Source organism: Fulvivirga imtechensis AK7, from assembly GCF_000331535.1.
GTDB classification, from domain to species: domain Bacteria; phylum Bacteroidota; class Bacteroidia; order Cytophagales; family Cyclobacteriaceae; genus Fulvivirga; species Fulvivirga imtechensis.
This window is the reverse complement of record NZ_AMZN01000100.1, coordinates 1-15,927: the sequence shown is the minus strand read 5'-3', so window position 1 is coordinate 15,927 and position 15,927 is coordinate 1. Positions and strand designations below refer to the sequence as shown.

Annotated in this window: 14 protein-coding genes; 8 read left to right on the top strand and 6 right to left on the bottom strand. The window is 37.8% G+C overall.

Features of this window, described 5'->3' with window-relative positions; translation table 11 throughout:
- Positions 1-22: 22 nt before the first annotated feature.
- From C900_RS24575 to C900_RS28955, 6 genes are read right to left on the bottom strand one after another with little or no spacing between them, the layout of a single operon-like run.
- Entirely contained in the window at positions 23-817 is a 795-nt protein-coding gene (locus tag C900_RS24575; protein ID WP_009583063.1) for a hypothetical protein, read from the bottom strand.
- Positions 818-819: 2 nt separating this feature from the next.
- Positions 820-1,086, bottom strand: coding sequence for a hypothetical protein (locus tag C900_RS24570; protein ID WP_009583062.1), 267 nt, complete (start codon positions 1,084-1,086; stop codon positions 820-822).
- Entirely contained in the window at positions 1,083-2,012 is a 930-nt protein-coding gene (locus C900_RS24565; protein WP_040497498.1) for a hypothetical protein, read from the bottom strand. Before C900_RS24565 ends, C900_RS24570 begins: the two co-directional genes overlap by 4 nt.
- A gap of 21 nt (positions 2,013-2,033) precedes the next feature.
- On the bottom strand, positions 2,034-3,230 hold the full coding sequence (locus C900_RS28965; RefSeq protein ID WP_051053019.1) for a hypothetical protein: 1,197 nt from the start codon (positions 3,228-3,230) through the stop codon (positions 2,034-2,036).
- Between the two features lie 40 nt (positions 3,231-3,270).
- Positions 3,271-4,734, bottom strand: coding sequence for a hypothetical protein (locus C900_RS28960; RefSeq protein ID WP_051053018.1), 1,464 nt, complete (start codon positions 4,732-4,734; stop codon positions 3,271-3,273).
- A 36-nt stretch (positions 4,735-4,770) separates the two neighbouring features.
- Positions 4,771-5,895, bottom strand: coding sequence for a cell division protein ZapB (locus tag C900_RS28955; protein ID WP_009583058.1), 1,125 nt, complete (start codon positions 5,893-5,895; stop codon positions 4,771-4,773).
- A 497-nt stretch (positions 5,896-6,392) separates the two neighbouring features.
- Here C900_RS28955 and wecB point away from each other — a divergent pair, with 497 nt between their 5' ends.
- Genes wecB through C900_RS24510 form a run of 8 tightly spaced genes read left to right on the top strand, consistent with a single transcriptional unit; the run spans position 6,393 to position 15,819 of the window.
- Positions 6,393-7,499: a non-hydrolyzing UDP-N-acetylglucosamine 2-epimerase gene (gene wecB / locus C900_RS24545; RefSeq protein ID WP_040497497.1), complete on the top strand. Its 1,107-nt coding sequence runs from the start codon at positions 6,393-6,395 to the stop codon at positions 7,497-7,499.
- A gap of 10 nt (positions 7,500-7,509) precedes the next feature.
- Positions 7,510-8,721 carry a UDP-N-acetyl-D-mannosamine dehydrogenase gene (wecC, locus tag C900_RS24540; RefSeq protein ID WP_040497496.1) on the top strand — a complete coding sequence of 404 codons (1,212 nt, stop codon included), beginning with the start codon at positions 7,510-7,512 and terminating at the stop codon, positions 8,719-8,721.
- A 35-nt stretch (positions 8,722-8,756) separates the two neighbouring features.
- Positions 8,757-10,034, top strand: coding sequence for an oligosaccharide flippase family protein (locus C900_RS24535; protein ID WP_009583053.1), 1,278 nt, complete (start codon positions 8,757-8,759; stop codon positions 10,032-10,034).
- On the top strand, positions 10,012-11,139 hold the full coding sequence (locus C900_RS24530) for a CapA family protein (RefSeq protein ID WP_009583052.1): 1,128 nt from the start codon (positions 10,012-10,014) through the stop codon (positions 11,137-11,139). The genes C900_RS24535 and C900_RS24530 overlap by 23 nt, the downstream gene beginning before the upstream one ends.
- Positions 11,136-12,188, top strand: coding sequence for an ATP-grasp domain-containing protein (locus C900_RS24525; protein WP_009583051.1), 1,053 nt, complete (start codon positions 11,136-11,138; stop codon positions 12,186-12,188). The genes C900_RS24530 and C900_RS24525 overlap by 4 nt, the downstream gene beginning before the upstream one ends.
- Positions 12,185-13,390, top strand: coding sequence for an EpsG family protein (locus tag C900_RS24520; RefSeq protein ID WP_009583050.1), 1,206 nt, complete (start codon positions 12,185-12,187; stop codon positions 13,388-13,390). Before C900_RS24525 ends, C900_RS24520 begins: the two co-directional genes overlap by 4 nt.
- A complete protein-coding gene (locus C900_RS24515) occupies positions 13,390-14,463 on the top strand; it encodes a glycosyltransferase family 4 protein (RefSeq protein WP_009583049.1) in 1,074 nt (357 codons plus the stop codon). Before C900_RS24520 ends, C900_RS24515 begins: the two co-directional genes overlap by 1 nt.
- A gap of 36 nt (positions 14,464-14,499) precedes the next feature.
- Positions 14,500-15,819, top strand: a complete 1,320-nt coding sequence (locus C900_RS24510; protein WP_040497495.1) for an O-antigen ligase family protein — start codon at positions 14,500-14,502, stop codon at positions 15,817-15,819.
- Positions 15,820-15,927 lie beyond the last annotated feature (108 nt).

Genomic DNA, 15,927 nt, shown 5'->3' with positions numbered 1-15,927 from the left:
TCAGGCTTTTTTTGACGGTATTTCAGCTATTCGGCTTAGTGTTGGCATTAGTATAGGTAAAAATAGCTTCTTCATCCCCTGTCGGTCCCTCTATTTTTGATAGGTGCCAGGTGGAGGGAAATGTATGTTTCGTTTCATAGGCAGCGGGATCAGGAGTACTGGTATAGCTGGCTTCATATTCCATTTGCTCAATTGTCGTATATTCTATTTTGCTCGTACTCTCCCCAAAGTAGTATTTATATCCATTTTCATCAATGATTGTCCAGGTTAGGACAGCACCGGATAGTTCAGCTTTGGTTATTTTCATATCCTGAGCTGGAGATGAGTACATTTCTCCGGTGTTCGGGTCAACGTAGAACTTTCCTGCTCGTCCCAGAAAAGAAAAGAAATATACATCGAGTTCTGTATCACAGCTCTCATTTATAATGTCGTATACCACTGCTGAGCTAATCGACTCTCCACAGTAAATCCGTTTCTCATCCGGCAGCCCTCTCACCACTCTGGTAACCATACCCCCGGCTCCTAAAGACCATCCCAACCCAACTGTATTCGCCACATCTTGAACTTTTATGCCTGAGGCATGATAATTTAGCCCAACAGGAACACTTAGGGTGCGCGCTGGCAATGAATATAAAGGCATGTTTACGTTTGCAGTACCTGTATACGAGTTAACAGGAATGTTAACAAATCTGACTAAAGAAGCCGCCCCTGGTGAAGGAGGTATTACTATCTGATCATACGAAGGAATTTGAGCAGATACAACTTCTGATAAGCTTAAAAATAGAACTGTAGAAGCAATTAATTTGATAGTCCGCATGTTTACTTATTTTCTAAACTCTTAATTCTTTTTTCCAATTCAATAATATAAAGCGTCAGCTCCTCCACTTTCTCTAATAGCTTCGCGTTCATCTCACCCAGCTTGACACCTTCTTCTTCCACTGTTTTGGCATCAGGGATGCCTGGCAGGTGTTTGTTCTCTTTGAGGTAGATTTCCAGATCCTGAAGAGGAGTAAGGTTATAATTTTCTTCGAATACATAGTCGGGCCACGAAGACTGGAGTTTTACTACTACTTCTTCAGAAATCATTTTCCCGACAACAGCAAGCTTGTACCCCTTAGTATCCGTGGTACCAATTCCCACATTGCCATTACCATGAACAAATAATCTCGTCTGGAATACACCGGCTTCTTTCCCTGCCTGAAAAACAAATGACGATCAGTAGCGTTATCACTTGTCGGAGTTACTTGAAGATACAGATGTTTGACATTTGTGCCGGGGTCATTTGTTGTAATATATGACCCTCCTGAGCCGGAAGATATCTGAAGATAGTTTTGACCACCGGATTCACGTTGAAACCTTACATCTCCAACTACATGTAGTTTGTCTTGTGGATTGTCTGTACCTATCCCTAAATTGCCATCCCTGCTTATTCGCATACTTTCATAAATAGGCCCGTCACCATCTGTTCCCTGTGTAAAGAAAGAAATCCCTATATAATCGGCATCGGTATGCTCCTGAACAGCAGCAATTGCCGCCCGCCTACGGCCTCCTGATTTCCAGGAAATACCACCAAAAAAGCCTCCCATACCTACAGCATTAGAAACCAAGGATATGTGATCCTGATTTTCACTTTCCATCTTATTGTTAAATGGCAATTCATTAAAAATTTGCAGCTTCTGTGTTGGACCATATGTTCCTATACCTATATTTCCGTTGTGCTTAATGACCATTCGGGGAACAGGACTGCCTTGGCCAGCAAGAAACACAATATCTCTTTCCAGGCTCGTTCGCGGTTGAAGGACCAGGTTTCCATTTTGTGAGAATGGATAATCATTATTTGCATTATAAACTGATCGATATATATGTGGAGAGTGGTCGTTACTAATACTCTGATCCAAGCCTCCATTTAGCTTAAGCTTACCACTTATAGTAACGTTAGTAAAATTATCATCCTGGCTAACTACCATACCACATGTGATAAAACAAAGCACAATTGTTGTTTGTAATTTCATTTTAACTATTAAACTATCCAATTAATTATCTTTTTTTAGCTGTTCAATTTCTTCCTTCAAGAGCCTGTTCTGCTCCAAAAGCAGGTTATTATTTTGCTTGAGTACCTGCATTTCTTTGTTAAAATCAATCATATAAAGCGTCAGCTCCTCGACCTTCTCCAAAAGCTTTGCATTCATCTCGCCAAGCTTGACCCCTTCTTCTTCTACTGTTTTGGCATCAGGGATGCCTGGCAGGTGTTTGTTCTCTTTGAGGTAGATTTCCAGATCCTGAAGAGGAGTAAGGTTATAATTTTCTTCGAATACATAGTCGGGCCAGGCGCTGGTTACTTCTACATTCACCTCTTTGGCTCCGATGGTACCGTTTACCGCCAGTTTATAACCAAAAGTGTTTGTAGTGCCAATACCCACACTGCCGCCAGCAGTAAATCTTGTATTGAAGATCTGATTGCCTGTATATATATCCACATGCTCTTTAAAGTTTTCATCATTTACAAAGTCTATGGACTGATGATCGGTGCCATCGATCATGGCCTGAAGTTTCAAAGTTGTATTGTTCCAGTTTGTTTGATTGGCAGTTCGGGAAGCTTTTAATATCAATTTCTGTCTTCCAATCTCCCAGTAAGCCCCATTGATGGAATTCCCCGAGGTTGAGCCAACTGCTTCCTGAATAATATGTAATCTCGCCAAAGGATTGGTGCCTCCTATGGCTAAATTGCCATTAATCTCCTGATTGCCCACACTGTGAAGTACTTTACTCCACTCTCCGGTACCGTCACTACCTCTGCTTCTAAAATATAGAGCAGGACTGCTGGGGGTGTTCCTTATTAATATTTGACCTCCATATTTATTACTATTACTATTAGATCGGTGCCCTAGGTTTATTCCCCAGAACCAGCCGCTGGATTCGGGAGCATTGGATTTACTATATCCTTCAAAAAAACCGCTTTGCCAGATGTCATTCCAATTGATGACATCGTTAGGGTCATCAATTAATAATGTACCCGTACCTCTCAGCCCACCGTAGTATCGGAGTGTACCATTGTCGGACATTAATCGAACGGAGTAGTCGTTGCCATCAGTGTCACTGTCATGAAAATCAACATACTTACCTATTTCCATCACTCCATCAGTCCTTATCTCCGCATTCTGCCCCCACCAATCCTGAGCGGTAGCCATATTAGAAATTAAAGCTCCTAGTAATATTATTAGATATCTCATTTAATAAAGATTTGTATTTTAATTATTCAGTCTAAAAAAATTATTGGTCAGACAGCTTCTGCACAATGCTCTCAAGCGTTTCCAGTCTGGCTTTTAAAAGCTCGATCTCGCTATCTTTAGCTGTCATTTCCTCTGCTTGCTGCTGATTTATTTTATTTTGTTCCAATAGATACAAAGTCAATTCCTCCACCTTCTCCAAGAGCTTTGTATTCATCTCACCCAGCTTCACGCCTTCTTCCTCTACTGTTTTGGCATCAGGGATGCCCGGGAGGTGTTTGTTTTCTTTGAGGTAGACTTCCAGGTCCGATAGCGGAGTGAGGGGATAATTTTCTTCGAAAACATAGTCGGGCCAGGGATTTGTTGCTGTTACCTGCACCTCTCTTGCACCTATTTTCCCTTCCACAGCTAATTTAAATGAGCCGGGGTCTGTAGTGCCAATGCCTACTTTTCCGCTGGTGTGTATAAATACATCACCATTTTTCAAATCGTATCCGCCGGGGTAGAAGTAAAGATCACCATTGGCGCTGCCTATGTCTGTAACTCCTGTGGCAGTATTTGGTCTTTCGAGTCTGAGCTGGACCATACTTTCACTAGATGCATGTAGCTTACGTTTTGGATTGGTCGTACCTATTCCCATATCCCCTTCAGCATCTATAATCACATCACTTAAATGATTATTTGCTCTTAGTATTAATTGGTTGCTGCTATGATTATATTCCATTCCACCCACATAAGGGTCGTCAGTATCTGCAAAACCATAGTAGCTTGTACTGCTATTGTTAGAAAGTAAAAGCATCATGGGATGATCCGCATCCTCGACAATAGCGTCAGCCATGCCGTGCGCAGTGCCATAAGTTGTCGTATTGGTAACATGTAATCGGCCATTCGGAGAGACAGTACCTATACCGATATTGCCGTCCGAGTTGATGACCATATCACTGTTATGGTCGTTGACTCTAAAGATTAGTTCATTGACATTATGATTATATTGCATTCCTGCAACGAAAGGATCATCAGAATCCGCAAAGCCATAATATCCCATCTGATTATTTGGAGAAAGTAAAAGCACCATCGCTTCACTATCATCTTCAATGACTGCATCGGCAAATCCATGAGCTGTTCCACCCGACAATCCATTAAAAATATGGATTTTAGCCATTGGGGATATTGTACCTATCCCCATTCTACCAGTAGTATTGATAAGAAAATTGCCATTTTTTAGATCATATCCTCCGGGATAGAAATAGAGATTTCCACTTGACGTACCAATGTCAGCAAATCCAGAATAGCTATTTGGCCGTTCAAGCCGGAGCTGAATCATACTCTCATTTGCTAGGTGTAGCCTTCTTTGTGGGTTAATTGTTCCAATACCCACATATCCATTGTTATAATAAATTATTCCGGACCCATCATTTCCTGGATCCGTCCATTGGGCGTGACAATCCAGAACAAGCACCAGAAGTAAAATAAGAGGGAATATTGTTTTTAAAATGGCATTATTCATATCATATTTTTTTATTGCTGTATAGGATATCTCTGTTTATTTGCTTTGGATCTCGCTTTTCAGTTGCTCTACTTGTTGCTTCAGAAGATTATTTTGCTCTGCCAGCAAGTCGTTATTCTCCTTGAGCATTTGCACTTCTCGATCAAGGTCAATCACATAAAGTGTCAGTTCCTCTATTTTTTCAAGAAGTTTGGCACTCATGGTCCCAACTTCTATTCCTTCTTCCTCTACTGTTTTGGCGTTCGGAATGCCGGGCAAATGCTTATTTTGTTCTAAATATTTTCGAAGATCCGAAAGCGGAGTGAGAGAATAATTTTCTTTAAAAACATAATCCGGCCAGCTGCCCCTTAGTTGCACTACCACTTCTTCCATGATGGCTTTCCCGCCAACTCCAAGTTTATAACCGTTTGGAACATCAATGTCATACCCGATCTCAACGCTTCCATCACCACGGATTATGAAATCTTTGTTATTATATTGATCTCTTACTATGAAATGCTCATAGCTGTAAGAATTGCCTTCCCCTCGTATGTCTAGTCTGGCATCACCAGTCCGGCCTATACCGACATTTCCGTTGTTTGAGATCGTCAATCGGGATGAAGGAGTAAAAGTACTTCCGTCCGTTAATCCTGAGTTAGAAAAAAAGTAGATATTTCCATACGATTGAATCATTCCTGAAACCTGATCAACTTTGGCCGTAAATTTCCCGGAGTTATAGTAATGTCCACCTTGTGAAATGACACCATACTTAGCATCATGGCTCCCCACAAACATACCAACAAGGCTATTGGATGTATGTAGGTGAAGCTGAGCATCATAGTAGTTACTCGAATGAGGACCTGTTATATCCAATGTGCTATACGTATAAGGGTTCCAGCTTCCGATTACTGTTTTACCACTCGGAACTCTGAACCCTCCTTCCGCATACCAGTATTGTTCGTCTACTCTATAGCCAAAATCCCGATGCCAATTCCACGTACCCCCGTTAAAAGCAGCATCATACGGACGAATAGTAAATCCATACACGTTATCCGGTAAATTTAAAATGCTTGCATCTCCATCCGTATAAGTTGTACCATTTTCTCTTATGATTAGAGGATCTTGGCCGTAGGAAATAGCTGTAATGATCAAGCTTAAAGTAGTAAGAAAAAGAATCTTCATGAGTTTGATTGATAAATGTTGTCACAAGTATAATGTCTGCCAGTCTCAAAAAATGAGACTGGAATATTTTTTATAAATTTTTTAGCTTGAAAATCCCCTTTCGCAGCTGACATTTAGAGAAGCGGTTTAGTTGTGATGAGAGCATGCAAAATTGAAGCTGTATCTAAACAACCAATATAAATCAAAAAACCTGACAAATATATTACATTCAACAACTACAAAGCAAGCATTTTCTATATTAAAACTATTTTATAAAATCTTAGCTTAAGCATATTTACAAAAGCTATCTGATTGAAAGAGATGGGTTTAAATTACTGTAGCTAAATAATTAATTGAAAAACTGATTGATAAAATTACATCAAATTTAGAACTACCATGAATGAAGTTGTTATTAAAACAGGATTCATTATTTTAATAATAGCTAATCCTCAATTGCCTATTCACCAATTATTGGTAGCTTTGCAGCTTTATTGAGATAAAATTTTACTCTTTTTATTTTGAAGCACCTTTTTATTTTCGGTACACGGCCCGAAGCGATAAAAATGGCTCCTGTTATTAAGGCTTTTCAACAAGAGCCAACTTTTAAAACTATAGTTTGCGTAACAGGACAGCATCGTGAAATGCTTGATCAGGTATTGGAGTTTTTTGATATTATACCGGACTACGATCTGAGTCTAATGTCAAAGAATCAGACTTTGTTTGATGTTACTGCTAAAGCACTCACTGGATTAAAACCCGTACTCGACAAAGTAAAACCTGACAATATCTTTGTACAGGGCGACACCACCACTGCGTTTGTGGGGGCGCTGGCCGGCTTTTATGAGAAAATTCCGGTGTCACATATAGAGGCAGGATTAAGAAGTGGAGATATCTATTCGCCATTTCCAGAAGAAGGAAACAGAAAGCTGGCAGGACATTTGGCCGCACATCATTTTGCTCCAACTGAAAGAGCCGTTAAAAACCTGAAAACTGAAGGGATAACTAAAAATGTATATCAGGTAGGTAATACGGTGATAGATGCTCTCTTGCTTGGATTGGATATTATTAAAGAAAGAGGCGAAGATAAGTACCACGAATACTTCAGGGATGTTGACTTTACCAAAAGAATAGTACTGGTCACAGGGCATAGGAGGGAAAGCTTTGGTAAGCCATTTGAAAACATGTGTGCTGCTATAAAAGAAATTGCAACAACATATGATGATGTTGAAGTGGTATACCCCGTTCATTTAAATCCAAATGTTCGCAATACCGTCAACCAAATACTAAAAGGAGTAAACAACATCAAGTTGATTGAGCCACTTTCGTACCCTTACCTGATTTGGTTAATGAACAGAAGCTACTTTGTGTTAACAGACTCAGGTGGCATACAAGAGGAGGCGCCCACTTTAGGGAAACCCGTCCTTGTAATGCGTGACGTTACGGAAAGACAAGAGGGCGTTGAGGCGGGTACTGCATTGTTGGTGGGTACAAATAAAGGCGTGATTTTAAGAGAATCTATACAACTTTTAACCATTCCAGAATACTACGCAAAAATGGCCAATGCTATAAACCCTTATGGAGACGGCACTACCAGCAGACAGATACTTGACATTTTAAAAAAGTAATTGATTAGACATGGTAAAAAAGACTTTAGATATTAAAGCTGTCATGATCGGACTTGGTTACATAGGCTTACCTACTGCGGCTTTAATGGCCAGTAAGGGAATCAAAGTCCATGGAGTTGACATTAACGAAAAAGCAGTTGCCACTATTAATAAAGGCGAGATACATATTGTCGAGCCTGACCTTGATGGTCTTGTGCATCACGTAGTAGAGGAAGGCTTTTTATTTGCAGATACCAAGCCTACTAAAGCTGATGTATTTTTAATTGCAGTTCCTACTCCTTTTAAAGGTGATCATCAACCTGATATTTCATACGTGGAAACTGCGGCTAAAAATATAGCTCCCTTTATTGAAAAAGGTAATCTGATTATCTTGGAATCAACCTCTCCTGTAGGCACAACCGAAAGGGTTAAAGAGATTATAGATTCAGAACGGCCAGAAATTAAAGGAAAATATTTCATAGCTTATTGTCCAGAGAGAGTTTTGCCAGGAAACATTATACATGAGCTTGAACATAATGATCGTTCAATAGGTGGCATAGACGACCAATCCACGGAGAAAGCTATCGAATTCTATAGGCACTTTGTAAAGGGTGAGCTTCATCCGACAGACAGTCGTACAGCCGAAATGTGTAAGCTTGTTGAAAATTCTTACCGGGACGTCAACATTGCATTTGCCAATGAGCTATCCATGATCTGTGAAGAGGCGAACATAAATGTGTGGGAGTTAATCAAACTTGCTAATAAACACCCACGAGTTAATATATTACAACCAGGCACTGGGGTAGGGGGTCATTGTATCGCTGTTGATCCGTGGTTTATTGTATCGGAGTTCCCCAAGCATGCAAAAATCATTCGTGCTGCGAGGGAAATTAACAACTACAAGACCGAGTGGGTGATAGAAAAAATAAAGAATGCAGCGCTTGAGTTTGAATTGAAAAACAATCGAAAACCGACTATTGCTTGTTTAGGACTGGCTTTTAAACCTGATATTGATGATTTAAGAGAGTCACCTGCACTCAGGGTAGCAGAAGTAATCAAGAATGATTTTGATGATGTTATTTTGGTTGAACCAAACTTAACTTCCCATACGAAATTTGAATTAGCCGAAATAGAAGAAGCATTAGAACGAGCAGATATAGTATCAATTCTAGTAAAACATCGGCTATTCAGAAACACTGTCTTTCCGAAAAAAAGTTTGTTGCTAGACTTTTGTGGGCTTTAAGTTTGAAAATTATTCGGTTGCTGAAACTGTGAAATGTGTTACAAAAAACAATCTTAAAAAAATGGGATAATCCATTCGTAAAGAACCTATCTTATCTGATAAGTGGGACAATTATTTCTCAATTGATAGGTATTGCTCTTACCCCTGTTCTATCCAGATATTACAGCCCGGCTGATTTTGGAGTATTGGGAAGTGTGGTCACTATAGCCGGTATAATGGCGACTTCTTCTACATTAAGATACGAAATGGGAATTGTTCAGGGAAGCGATCGAGAGGCAAGAAGTTTACTCACCCTTTCATTCACTACATTAATAATAACAGTTACCGCCTGCTTTATAATATTTTCTATTTTTCCAGATCTGCTGTTGTCGATAGGGATGCCATCGCCGGGAATATTACTAACTAGCATCCTATGCCTATTAGCCTTGGTATTGGGAGCTCGGAATATATTCATTGAGTGGCTTAATAGAAGTAAGAATTTTAAATTCCTTTCGAAAAGAACTGTTATTGAACGACTAAGCACCGTAACACTTCAAATGGCTTGGGCATGGTTCATAGGTACTGGGATAGGTTTAGTATACGGTAATCTACTTGGAGTCATTAGCGGGGTACTACTAATAGCCGTACCCTCCCTTAAGACCATCAAAGGCCTAACATTTAGCTTCGATACTTTAAAGGCAACAGCAAAAAAATATTACAGATTCGCAGCATATTCTACTCCCCAAAATTTACTTAATGCTATCTCACAAGGGCTACCTATTCTAATGTTGGGTCGCTACTTTGGAGAGTCTGAGGTAGGTGCCTATTTTTTTACGATGCGAATACTTCAACTGCCATCTGCTCTCGTAAGTGGTGCAATCAAGCAAGTTTTTTATAAAGAAACGGTGGACTCAATAGAGAATTTTGATAACTTAAAATCAAAATACTTCAAGCTTACAGGCTTGCTATTAGCATTAATATTGTTCCCCGCTCTTATTATATTTGTTTTTGGGTCAGATATTTTTGCATTTATTTTTGGATCTGAGTGGGAAAGTGCAGGAACATATGCAAGTTGGATGTTTATTTGGGTAGGCTTAATGTTTGTCAATCCACCCTCGGCAGTGCTTTATTACACATTACATAAGCAAAAGATTCAACTAATTATGGAGGTTTTTTTGTTTGCATCACGTTTTTTAGCACTTTATTATGGAGGGCTGTACGGGGATATGCTGTTCACAATAAAAGTATATTCAATAATAGGATTTATTTTCAACATATTTTTTATCGGTTATATTTCAATCTTATTAACAAATGGAAGTTCTAATCGGAGGTGATGTTTATTTAGGTGGTTTAATAGAAAACATGGCTATTAACAGTCCGGCTAAAATATGGGGAAATAGCATAGACCTCTTTCATTCCTGTGATCTAAGGATTATAAATCTGGAATCTCCACTAACCAACTCCAATAGAACCATCAAAAAAACTGGACCCTGTATAAAAGCATCTCCCTCCACGGTCAACACATTAACTTATGCTAAGATAAATCTTGTTACATTGGCTAACAATCACATTCTAGACTATGACCTTCAAGGGCTGGAGGATACGTTAGATGTTTGTGAAGGTAATGACATAAATCATGTTGGCGCAGCTAGATCTCTTACCGAAGCAAGAGAGACTTTTTATTATAAGAATGATGGGAAAACTATTGCAATAATAAATTTTACTGAAAATGAGTGGGCTTCAGCCTCACGATCAAAGGGTGGAGCACACCCAATGGACGTAATAGATAACGTACACCAGATTGTTAGAGCAAAATCTATTGCAGATTTTGTTATAGTAATTATTCATGGAGGACATGAACATTATTCATACCCGAGTCCGCGCATGGTTAAACAATATCGCTTTTATGCAGAACAGGGCGCAGATGTAATAGTTGGTCATCATACACATACAGTCAGCGGATACGAGGTGTACAATAATGTGCCTATATTTTACAGTATCGGAAATTTAATTTTCCCTTCAGCTACGGAAGCGCAATATTGGAAAATAGGAACTTTAATAAAAATAAAATTTGGATCAGAAATTTCCTTTGAGTTAATACCATATAGGCAGTTTGACAAAACGGAAGGTATAGTCCTATTAGACGCAAAAGAAAAAGCACTTTTTCACAATCAAAAGATAGATCAATTTAATAAGATCATTACTTCACCAGAACTTTTAGAAGAAGAATGGGATAAATTTCTTGAAAAATCATATAAGACAAGATTACTTGAAATTACCGGACAACGAAATTTGTTTTACCGAGCTTTGAAACATACCCCCTATTTTGATAAGCTAATTAATAAAAGGAAACTTCGCCTTTTATTAAACCTATTCCGATGTGAAGCTCATCGGGATTTAAGTATTGATACACTTGAACAGCTTAGTAGAGATATATGAAAATTGCTATCCATCATTTTAAAAATAGCTTCAGCGAGAGGTGGTTGAGTTATTGTGAAAAAAACGACATCCCATTTAAGCTAGTCAACTGTTATTCTTCTGATATTATTGATCAGCTAAGCGACTGCTCTGGTTTGATGTGGCACTGGAGCCAAGAAGATCCTAAAGCGAAGTTATTTGCACGTCAACTTACTTATTCCATTGAGGCTATGGGTAAAAAAGTTTTCCCTGATTCGAGTACGGCTTGGCATTTTGATGATAAAGTTGGCCAAAAGTACTTACTTGAGGCTGTTTCAGCTCCCTTGGTCCCAAGCTATGTATTCTATAGCAAAAAAGAGGCACTGAGTTGGATAAGCAAAACAAACTTCCCGAAGGTGTTTAAGCTAAGAGGAGGAGCAGGAGCTATAAATGTCAAACTTGTAAAGAGTAAAAGTAAAGCTAGGTCGCTAGCAAAAAAAGCATTTGGAAAAGGCTTTGGTGCCAGTGGTAGAACCGCTTTATTTTATAATCGTCTATGGAAATTTAGAAAAAATGGAGATTTCTCTTCATTCATAGGCATTTTTAAAGGATTAGCTAGGCTATTTATTCCGTCTGATCTCGAAAAGTTCCATGGGAATGAAAAAGGATATATATATTTTCAGGACTTCATTGCAAATAATGATTCTGACATACGGATAGTCGTAATTGAAGAGAAAGCATTTGCTATCAAGAGGATGAATCGAACTGGAGATTTTCGGGCATCAGGAAGTGGGATACTTCATTATTTAGATAATCATACAATAGATAAACGGTGCTTATTAGCTGCATTTGAAGTTGCAATAAAATTGAACGCCCAATGTCTAGCATTTGATTTCGTTTATAATGAATGTCAAGTCCCTTTAATAGTAGAAATCAGTTATGGATTTTCAATGCTAGCATATGACCTGTGCCCTGGCTACTGGAATAAAGATTTAAGCTGGGTTGAGGGATCTTTCAACCCGCAACACTTTATGATAGAAAATTTCATAAATTCTTTAAAAGAAGAAGATACTGTATCCAATAGAAAATGAAGCGATATCTGAACAAAGAGTATCTTGGCTATTCCAGCATTGGCATCTTCTTTCTACTTGTCAGCCCTATTCTGACCTTCCCTGTGATTCTTTTCGGCTTGATTAAAAGGTATAAACTCGCCTTAATATTGTTGGGACTAAGCTTTGCTCTAATCAGTTATCAAATTATTCCACGAAGTACATCAGATTTAGCTCAGCATTATAAACTCTTTGAGGCATTTACTAAAATGTCCTTTGATGAATTTTTGATATATCTGCAAAAAAGACCCGATTTCTTATTTTATTATTCCTTATTTTTCTTTTCTAAAACAGGATTATCACCACAGTGGTTCACTGCCGCAATTACCTATATAACAGTCAATAACATTTTACGTGTATACCATTTTCAGTTCAAAAAAAGTTCTACTTCTGTTTACATTTTTGGAATTATAATTCTGCTTCTTTCTATTCAATGGTCATTACTATTTTCAGGGTTACGTAATTATTTAGCCTTTTCTTTTGTGGTACTTGCCATTTACAACGGAATTATATTAAAAAAAAGATTCAGCTTTTGGTGGATAATACTGGGATGCATGATACACTATAGCTCGATTGTATTTATTCCGATTTATTGGCTACTAGTAAAGAATCGTAATAAAAAAAATACTTGTAAAGCATTTTTTTTATTGTCCATACCCTTTGTTTTTCTATCAAAAGATATGCTGTTGCAGTTCATTCAGTTATTCCCACTTCCTGAATCATTAGTGTTTAAAATGAATTGGTACCTAGGAAAGGATGACATTATACAAGAAGCAATTAAAGCCAGTTTTGCAGCTAGAATTTCGTTCTTTCTTCAATTTCTGTGGGTATATTTTGCTTATGTATATTTACTTCTTACCATAAGAAGAACTTCTTACCTGAGAAATATTATATATACAATTTTTTTCCTACTAAACATTTTTTTTGCAGCACCGGATCCTTTTAATAGATTCTGTTATGTGGCACGGATTTTTTTTCTACTGCTTTTGTTATTCGAGTTGAAGTACTATCGAGATAAAATTCCACTTTACATGTTCTCAATGTTAATGCTCATTTATGGTTTCGTGGATTTTTATATAACAAAAGATGTCTATTTTTGGAGCCTTTTTAACACTGACGCTCTAACTACAATCGGAATTTTATCTAAAGATTATTTTATACAACCTGTTGATCCTGTACGCTAATGAAGATAACACTAGTAATACCTACTTTTGTACAAGGCGGAATGGAGCGAGTAATGAGTGAGCTGGCAAATTACTGGTCAAATGAGGGTTTAAATATCGACATTATCTTTCTTGTTAATCATGAGCCTTTTTTTGAGATTAACAAAAAGGTAAATTCCATAGCTATGCCGGAGTTTACCTATAGCAAGTCTTCAATATCAAAAATCGTTTATTCATTGCGCCTAATACTCTTTCTACGCAGAAAGGTTCGGAAAATTAAACCTGATGTGATTTTAAGCTTTGGAGAGGGATATAATTCCTTTGTACTTCTATCAACATTAGGCTTGAAGGCTGATGTTTATGTATCTAACCGCAGTAACCCCTTAAAACGTCAAAATTTCCTTCTGTCCACATATGAAAGAATTCTTTACCCAAGAGCAAAGGGAATTCTTGCCCAAACTTCACTTGCTAAAAAAATCCTTTATAACAAGCTCAAACACGAAAACATATTTGTTGTTCCGAATCCCACTAAAGTGATCCCCAGAATCGAATGCAAAAAAGAGAATATAATATTAAATGTTGGGCGCCTGGTTCCAGAAAAAAACCAGTTAACACTCATAACGGTTTTTAACCAAGTGCGTTATGAAGACTGGCAACTGCACATTGTTGGCGATGGTCCTCTGAAAGGAGCACTTGAAGAAGAAATAAATACCCTGGGGTTACAAAATTCAGTCAAATTACTGGGTGCTAAAAAGAATCTGAGCAAATATTACTCAAGAGCAAGAATATTTGCACTCACTTCGATCTCGGAAGGTTACCCAAATGCTCTTTGTGAAGCGATGGCATTTCCGCTGGCTTGTATCAGCTTTGATTGTAACGCTGGACCAAGGGATATAATAAAAAATGGAACGAATGGCTTTTTAATTAAAGAAGGCGATATCTATGAGTATGCAAACAAGCTACAAATGATGATGAAATCGGACGAGCTTCAGAAAAAATTCACTAGTGAATCAATTAAGCTCAGGGAAGTTCACTCAACGCAAATAATAGCTAATAGGATTTTAAATGCTTTTACATCTAGTAAAAATTTTTAGATTTCCGGTTAAAACTAAGTGGTTAATGAGCAACAAATGGCTAAGATTATATCTGACTTTGGAAAACTAGCTATTAAATATGAGGCAATCCCAGTTCTATTATGCTATGTGTTAATAGCACTATTGCCTTTTGATTTATTTGTTATCTCCCTGATTATCATACTATTGTCAGTTTCAGCACTTATGATTTGTGATAAGACCAGATGGTGGCTCTGCTTAAAGTCGGGGTGGAAATTCTATCTTCCTCTTTTAGCTTTTTACATATATCACGTAATTGGCCTCGGCTGGACCAGTAATTATCATGAAGGCTTTCGATCGTTAGAATACAAATTATCATTCCTCGTACTACCACTCATCATGGCACTAATAAACCTAGATTCCCGCACAATACTTAGACTATTTAATGTTTTCATTATAATTAATTTAGTTCTTGTCATCCTAAGTTTTTTACACTTTATTTTCATTGATATTACACAAGATGAGTTCATTATTCTGGGAGAAAAAGTGGAAGGTAATAGAGTAGGAACTAGAGGCGAATACTTGAGTAAACATTTCTTAATTATCGATCAACATCGAACCTTCTATTCCATACAATTAGTAATTTCCGTTTGGTTTTTGCTAAATTATATTCCCTTTCTCCGGAAGATGACGAAGAAAAAGGTTATAGCAATTACTAGTAGTGTTTTTATACTGATATCTGGTATTTTAGTGATGCAATCCAAATTAAGTTATCTCTTATTAGCCTTGACAATAATTACATCATTAATTCTCCATTTTAAACTCATTCCTAAAAGTGCTTTGATCTCGGCACTATTGGTTATAATTGCCTCGCTGTTGTTCACAAACGAGCTAATTACAGATCGTTTTGAAAAGATGGTCGATGAAGTTGAGTATATCTTTTCGGATGGAGATGATCAAACAAAAACTTTTGCCACTAAGTTAAGGCCCGGGAGTTCAGAAATTAGATATATGTTATATAAATCTTCACTCCAAGTAATCTCAGAGTCGTTTTTATTTGGACATGGAACAGGTGATGTGAGAGACATGCTTAAAGAACAGAACTACAAGAACGGCTACATAAGCATTGCACATCTAAACTACGGAGCCCATAGCCAGCTACTCCATTCGAGTATTGCTTTTGGAATTATTGGTATAATTCTACTGTTCAGTATTTTTCTTATTCCGCTATCGAGCGAGATAAAAAAACGCAATTATTTCACTTGTGGAGTCTTAGTAATATTCTTGATAGCATGTATTTTTGAATCTTACCTGAATAGCAGAGCTGGAATTATACCGGTGGCTTTCTTCATCCCCCTGCTATCACATTTCCAATTCCAACATTTTAATAAAAAATAAAATTCAGTTAACCAACTCGTTGTTGAAGTGTATCCGTCCGACAAAACCCAATGATTTAACCTATTTCCTGTTTTCGACACTGGGACACCCAATCCTAAACGAGCTCAA

Coding starts and splice junctions, on each gene's coding strand:
- C900_RS24575 (WP_009583063.1), bottom strand. CDS start 817: ATGCGGACTATCAAATTAATTGCTTCTACAGTTCTATTTTTAAGCTTA.
- C900_RS24570 (WP_009583062.1), bottom strand. CDS start 1,086: ATGATTTCTGAAGAAGTAGTAGTAAAACTCCAGTCTTCGTGGCCCGAC.
- C900_RS24565 (WP_040497498.1), bottom strand. CDS start 2,012: ATGAAATTACAAACAACAATTGTGCTTTGTTTTATCACATGTGGTATG.
- C900_RS28965 (WP_051053019.1), bottom strand. CDS start 3,230: ATGAGATATCTAATAATATTACTAGGAGCTTTAATTTCTAATATGGCT.
- C900_RS28960 (WP_051053018.1), bottom strand. CDS start 4,734: ATGAATAATGCCATTTTAAAAACAATATTCCCTCTTATTTTACTTCTG.
- C900_RS28955 (WP_009583058.1), bottom strand. CDS start 5,895: ATGAAGATTCTTTTTCTTACTACTTTAAGCTTGATCATTACAGCTATT.
- wecC (WP_040497496.1), top strand. CDS start 7,510: ATGGTAAAAAAGACTTTAGATATTAAAGCTGTCATGATCGGACTTGGT.
- C900_RS24530 (WP_009583052.1), top strand. CDS start 10,012: ATGGAAGTTCTAATCGGAGGTGATGTTTATTTAGGTGGTTTAATAGAA.
- C900_RS24525 (WP_009583051.1), top strand. CDS start 11,136: ATGAAAATTGCTATCCATCATTTTAAAAATAGCTTCAGCGAGAGGTGG.
- C900_RS24520 (WP_009583050.1), top strand. CDS start 12,185: ATGAAGCGATATCTGAACAAAGAGTATCTTGGCTATTCCAGCATTGGC.
- C900_RS24515 (WP_009583049.1), top strand. CDS start 13,390: ATGAAGATAACACTAGTAATACCTACTTTTGTACAAGGCGGAATGGAG.
- C900_RS24510 (WP_040497495.1), top strand. CDS start 14,500: ATGGCTAAGATTATATCTGACTTTGGAAAACTAGCTATTAAATATGAG.